Annotated in this window: 4 protein-coding genes and 3 pseudogenes; 4 read left to right on the top strand and 3 right to left on the bottom strand. The window is 56.7% G+C overall.

The features are described from left to right. Position 1 precedes the first annotated feature (1 nt). Positions 2 to 874: a cytochrome c gene (locus ASG25_RS21660; protein WP_244479484.1), complete on the bottom strand. Its 873-nt coding sequence runs from the start codon at positions 872 to 874 to the stop codon at positions 2 to 4. Between the two features lie 627 nt (positions 875 to 1,501). On the opposite strand from ASG25_RS21660, the gene ASG25_RS21665 reads away from it, so the two are divergent. Together ASG25_RS21665 and ASG25_RS22435 are read left to right on the top strand one after the other, a co-directional pair. Next, positions 1,502 to 3,268, top strand: a complete 1,767-nt coding sequence (locus ASG25_RS21665) for an EAL domain-containing protein (protein ID WP_062479434.1) — start codon at positions 1,502 to 1,504, stop codon at positions 3,266 to 3,268. Between the two features lie 139 nt (positions 3,269 to 3,407). Beyond that, positions 3,408 to 3,544: pseudogene (locus ASG25_RS22435) on the top strand (transposase); the annotation flags it as partial. Between the two features lie 36 nt (positions 3,545 to 3,580). Here ASG25_RS22435 and ASG25_RS21670 read toward each other — a convergent pair. Then, a pseudogene (locus ASG25_RS21670) lies at positions 3,581 to 4,758 on the bottom strand (IS3 family transposase). Positions 4,759 to 4,937: 179 nt separating this feature from the next. On the opposite strand from ASG25_RS21670, the gene ASG25_RS21680 reads away from it, so the two are divergent. Both ASG25_RS21680 and ASG25_RS23285 read left to right on the top strand, forming a co-directional pair. After that, positions 4,938 to 5,336 carry a DUF1236 domain-containing protein gene (locus ASG25_RS21680; RefSeq protein ID WP_062479436.1) on the top strand — a complete coding sequence of 133 codons (399 nt, stop codon included), beginning with the start codon at positions 4,938 to 4,940 and terminating at the stop codon, positions 5,334 to 5,336. Positions 5,337 to 5,632: 296 nt separating this feature from the next. After that, a complete protein-coding gene (locus ASG25_RS23285; RefSeq protein ID WP_210168469.1) occupies positions 5,633 to 5,773 on the top strand; it encodes a hypothetical protein in 141 nt (46 codons plus the stop codon). A gap of 157 nt (positions 5,774 to 5,930) precedes the next feature. Here the strand turns inward: ASG25_RS23285 and ASG25_RS22950 are convergent. Then, positions 5,931 to 6,061, bottom strand: a pseudogene (locus ASG25_RS22950) (IS3 family transposase); the annotation flags it as partial.

Here is a 6,061-nt window from a genome sequence, read left to right on the forward strand (position 1 = left end):
CTTAGGGCGCCGGCGTCGGCCGGGGGGCCAAGGCCTTGATATAGGCGGCGATCGCCTGTCGATCGCTCTCAGGAAGCTGGCGCGTATTCTCCACCACATCCGCCATGGACGAGCCGACGCGCCCGTGATCGGGCGTTTCCCCCGTTGACAGCATGCGCACGATATCCTGCTGCGACCAGGGGCCGATCCGCTCCGGCGTGATGTTGGGAACGAAGCCTGTGCCTTCCGGGTCAATCCCGCCGGCAAAAAGCGTTTCCTGCCGGATCGCGCCAAGGATATTGCGGGTGGAGTGGCATTCGGCGCAATGGCCGAGGGACGAGACGAGATAGGCGCCCCGCGCCAGCTGTGGATCTGACGTTTTGAGCCCCCCCTCCCCTTCCCCGGCAGCCTTCTCTTCTCCAGCAGGTTGGCCTTCCCGAAAGAACAGCAGCTTCCACCCGCCGATCATCCGGCGGATCTTGAAGAGAAGCGGCAGATCGTGGGCCGGCGCCTTGCCGGAAACGACCGGGAGCGACATCAGATAGGCATAGAGATCCCGGATATCCCGTGATGTCATGCCGGTATAGCTCGTATAGGGGAACGCAGGGTAATAATGCCGACCATCCGGAGAGACGCCGGAGACCAGCGCGTTGCCGAGATCCGTCACGGTCCACGTCCCGATACCGTCTGTACCGTCCGGGGAGATATTGGGCGGGCGGAAGGTGCCGAACGGTGAGGCAAGGGCGAGCCCGCCGCCCAGCTGGAGCCTGTCGCCACCCCCGGGCCGCGCATGACAAGACGCACAGTCCGCTGCCGCAAAGACGCGGGCACCCCGCGAAACATCGCCTGCCGGCTGCAGGCGCGGATCGCCCGTGTTAAACACCCGGTGGGGCATCGTCACGATCCAAATGATCGGCCCGGCGATCAGCCCGCCAGCCAGCAACGACAGAAGGATCAGCACCCATTTCCGCATTTGGCCCTGCCCTCACGCGCAGCAAGACTGTAGGTATCGCATTGCACGGCGGTTTCGTTCGTCTCTCGGCATGGCGATCCCTGAAGCAGATACCCCTAACCTCGCTTTCGCCTTCCGGTTCCGGTCTGCCCGGCTGAAGCCGCGGCACCGCCATGTTCTCGAACACAGGCTATCCCACGGAAACACGTCCTGGACAAGTGTTGCCCCCGCGGCGGGGGCAAACGCTCAAGGTTCGAAACGTCGCTGACGCAAGCGGCAGGACTGCAAAGACTGTGGTGAGAGAATATCTCGGAGGCAGACCCTGAGCGATATGGGGACATTTCCGAAGAAGGTGAGTGGCTTCTGAAACCTGCACATCCAGAAGATCTTTTGGCGGCAATGGAGAGGTGCACAGAGCCACGACAAAGCAATAAGGTTACTACATAGTTGAGTCGTAAAGCGCGGCGTTCATGAAATACCAACCAGGCAAGGTTTTAGATCCTTTATTAATCACCAAGTAATTTTGCTACACTAGGGAGTAAACTCATCTCAAGAGCAGAAGCTGGAAAAATGGAATACGAACAACGACGCCTCGATGCGCTTAGGAGCCTCGATCTGCTTGACACGCCAGAAAGCGAGAGCTTCGACCGCATCACGCGGATGGCCAGCCAAATCTTCCAGCTCCCTGTGGCTGCCGTTTCTCTTACGGATTCTGAACGTCAGTGGTTCAAATCGAAGGTCGGCATCCAACACAATACCATTCCAAGAAATAAAGCACCATGCGCGGAAGTTGCAGATTCGGGCGAACTCTTGGTAATTGAGGATTTTGCACTCGATAGCCGCTACTGCGACAGCCTGCTCGGGGTAAGCGGCATTCGCTTCTATGCGGGAGCGCCATTGGTCACGCGTGAAGGATACTGCCTTGGCGCTCTTTGTGTTTTGGGGAATGAGCCACGAAAGAGCACAGAAGCCGAAAGGATGGCGCTTCAGGACCTTGCTTCTCTCGTTATGTCGCAGATTGAACTGCAACACACCTTTGGGCGTATCGACCCGATCAGCGGCCTCCCAAACCGCGTGCAGTTCAGCGATGACATGAGCGATCTGGCGCGTGTTGCGCCCGATGAAAACAGGGTTGCCGTAGCCCTTGACGTTGCGCAGCCGTATCAGATGGAGCGGCTCTCGGCCGTTATGGGACCTGCGGCGTATGAGCAAGTCATTCGCGATGCTGCACGCTCCATGAGGACTTTCCTGGGTTTGCGGGCCGCGATTTACCATGTGTCTCCGATGCAGTTCGTCTTCTTAGCTCCTCCTGGAATAGACGCCAACGGCTATAGAGCAACTCTTCTAAGACTTACAGCTTCAGAGCTTGTCAGCGCCGAGATCAAGTACGCTGTGACACCCGTTTGTGCTATGATGACATACATATTTAAGTCGACGTCGCCGACCAACTGCCTCAGGGCGCTGTCGAGCGCAGTGCAAGAAACGCGAGCATCAGAATTGTCTATCGGCTTGTTCTCCGACAGTCAAGACCATGACTACCGAAGGAAATTTCGTCTCCTGAACGATTTTCAGGCTGCCCTGACTGACCAACAGCAGCTGCGTATCGTCTTCCAACCTCGGGTGGATTTGCTGTCTGGAAAAATTGTCTCGGCGGAAGTGCTGCTGCGATGGCGGCACCCCGAACTCGGTGACATTTCGCCTGGTGAATTCGTACCGATCATTGAGAACAGTGCGCTTGCTTGGCCGATGACACAGTGGGTACTGGCGACGGCGTGCAGACAGTTGAGCATATGGTACAAGCAGGGGATCAGCACCAGACTTTCTGTGAACTTTTCGGCAAGCAATCTAAAAGAAGACGTTGTAAGCGAGATCAGGAACAACCTTACAAGCCACGGACTTCCACATCATGCACTTGAGATCGAGCTGACGGAGGGTTCTCTGATGAAACACAGCGCACAAGTGCTTAAGAAACTCGACCAGCTGGTCGAAGATGGAATCAAGATTGCTATCGATGACTTCGGAACTGGCTATAGTAGCCTATCCTATCTTCAAAGACTTCCGGTGAGCGTAATAAATATTGACCGATCTTTTATCCAAGCCCTTAGCAATGGCTCACGAGAGCAGAAGCTTGTGCACTCGATGATAAGGCTCTCGCACGAAATGGAGTATAAGGTCGTAGCTGAGGGAGTTGAAGTTCCAGAAGCCGCTGACCTCCTGCGCGTGATGGGCTGCGACGAGGGGCAGGGCTACTTGTTTGCGCGACCGCTCGCACCCCGGGCGTTCGAAGACTTGTGGAAGGACACGCAAAGCGCAGCCAACTTATTAACTGCTGCTTGATTCTAGATAGGCTCAAATATGCTTGTTGCACGAACACTTGGCTTGCGTGCAGGACGCTTAGTGCTTGAGGACATATTGATCGTGCCGCGCTGAACTAATCATATTCGAACAAGCCCTGGTCAATTCAAAGGACCAGAGAGTGAAGCGCAATGGTTTCACAAACGAACAGATTATCGGGATACTGGAGGAGCGCGAAGCCGACACACGCCGGTCGCGGAGCTTTGCCGCAACCACAGTGCCCGCGATGCGAGCATCTGTAAATGGAAGGCCAAATTTGGCGTGGAGTGCACCCCATTTCACCGGACATGTCGGCTAGGTTGATTTTGCCCTGATGAACTGCCGAGGGGAAGCCATCTTGAGCGGAATAAGGGTGGAATTTCGTTTTAGTCTTCGGTCCATCCGTCGATGAGCCGCAGCACTGTTTCGGCGTCCAGTATTGCCGAGATGCGGTTGTAGCCCCGCTTAAGGGTTTTGACGAAAGCTTTCGGTATGCCGTTCGAATGTGGACTAGCAGTGGCGTGAAGCAGGGCGTCAGATTGAGCGTCTAGGCAGACAGCCTCGTCTCCCTCGCGTGTAAGCCGAGCCGTTGTTTGAGAGAGGCTTGATGGCTTGTGGGGCTCGGGTTGCTGCGACAGCTTCTCGACCGCCTCCAGCATCCTGTCGTGCAGGTCTGAGCCGGAGCCGCCCGCATTGGCGACTGCCGTCCAGGCGATGATCTCGCGGTCGAAGGCGTCAATGATGAAGGCGAGAAGAACAACCTCGCCGTTCTAGCAGGCGAACGCCAGCCCATCCGAGCACCAGCGCAGGTTCGAGCGCATGACCTTGACCTTACCGTCGTGAAGGCGGCCCTTGCGAACGGCCGTGTCCTTTTTAGCAGCATGGCATGTTTGCCCATGATGCGATGAACCCGTTTAGCTTCGACGACAGGCTGATCAGCGGCTCGCCTTTCGCGATTGAGGAGCATGGCAATCCGCCGATAGCCATAAGATGGCCTTTGATCCACCAGCCCGCGGATGATGGGCAAAAGCTTTGCATCCTCGACCTTGTCATAGGAGCCGCGCGGCTTCGATCTGCCTTTCAGTCGCTCGATAAGATGGGGACGAGAGACACCGAGCGTGTCGGCGACGTTCTTCATCGGCCACCGTCCTTGGGCAGCAAGATCGGCCGCGATATCCGTTTTTTGTCTGCTTTGGACAAGGCTTTGCGGCGGACTTCGACCTCCATCGTCTTGCGGCCGAGCATGCGCTCCAGCTCGCGAACACGATCCCCCAGCTTCCTCACTTCCAAATTGCCAACAACCGGCTCGTCAGAATCCACGGCTACAGCACCCCCCTCACTCAAGAGCCTGCGCCAGCGGTAAAGCAGATTGGGCGCAACGCCATTGGGGCGAGCGGTGGAAAATACCGTCTCGCCTGGTTCGAACTCGCTTCAATGATTGTCAGCTTCTGCTCGGTTGTCCACCGCCTGCGGCGGACGTCACCCGTCAGCAATTCAACGTGTCGATATTCGTGGACATAAGGCCGTACTCAAGCCTCTGCTTGAGCCTTTCTGCTTATGCCGAGTGTCCGGTCGCAATGGAGGGCAGCTGTTTATCAGACTTAAGTCCTGCAAGCGGAACTTAACAGACACATCTTCCCTTTCAGTGTCGATTGTCACGAAAGGACCCGTTATGAAAAAAGCTCTTCTCATTCCCGTTGCATTTCTTACCCTCGGCTTTGCCTCAGCGGCAAACGCAGATGGCGGCACCACCACCGGCCTCGTCGGCGGCGCTGCCACTGGTGCCGTTATTGGCGGCCCTGTTGGTGCGGTAGTCGGTGGCGCTGTTGGCGCGATTGCTGGTACGGCAATTGATCCGCCGTCCACGCGCACTGTCACGTACGTTCAGCAGGCTCCTGCTCCCACGCAGACTGTCGTGGTCGATGGCGGGGTAGCTGTCGGTCAGCCGCTGCCCGAAACGGTTGTTGTCCAGCAGATCCCGGAAGACCCGAACTACGAGTATGCCGTCGTTGGCAATCAGCGTGTCATCGTCGAACACAAGTCGCGCAAGGTCGTTCAGATCGTTCAGTGACCTCCAGCACTGAACGTTAGGAAAGGGCTCCTCTATCGAGGGGCCTTTTTTATTGCCAAGCGGTCGGCGTAAACAAAAACCGTGGAGATAACGGCGGATTCGAAGAGTGATTACCTAGAAGGCTAGTTGCCATAGGTGCGTTCAGTGCGATGGCATCTCGGTCGTCTGACCTAACATTCTACTCCTTGCCCTGCCGCCTTTCCTTACGGTTAGGAGGCAATCTGGTAGGACTTCAGTCCGGCGAACAAATTAGACATTGCATACGTTTAGCGTTCACAAAGATAAGGAGACGTGCCGTGAAACGAGCCGCCATAATCGCAGCCTTCGCACTCGTCGCAACAATTTCGCTCTTCTGGATCGGCTACCAACCTGAAGAACAGGCTTTGACGACCACTATCGTTCCGGCTTCAGCAACAACCGACCCGTCGCCAAATTGATCCGCATCAGCCGAGCTGAAACTAAAACCGCATGCCAGCGTCGCGGCCCGTGGGCGCCGGCAAAGCTATTGAACCGGACCACGCCCGTTTGGCTCGCACTGGTGCCGTGCGTGGTGCTGCAACTCCGGCGCATGCCATTTGACCTGCCACTGAACTTTCATTCCACTGCGATTAGAGCCTCGGCGGTTTTTGATATGCCAAATGTCGTGGTGTGAGCAACCGGCGGAAACGCGAAGCGTCCATATTGCGTAGCGTTGGAGCCGGTTGCGGCGATGGTCTCGACATAGG

The organism is Rhizobium sp. Leaf384 (assembly GCF_001424065.1).
Classification (GTDB): Bacteria; Pseudomonadota; Alphaproteobacteria; order Rhizobiales; family Rhizobiaceae; genus Ferranicluibacter.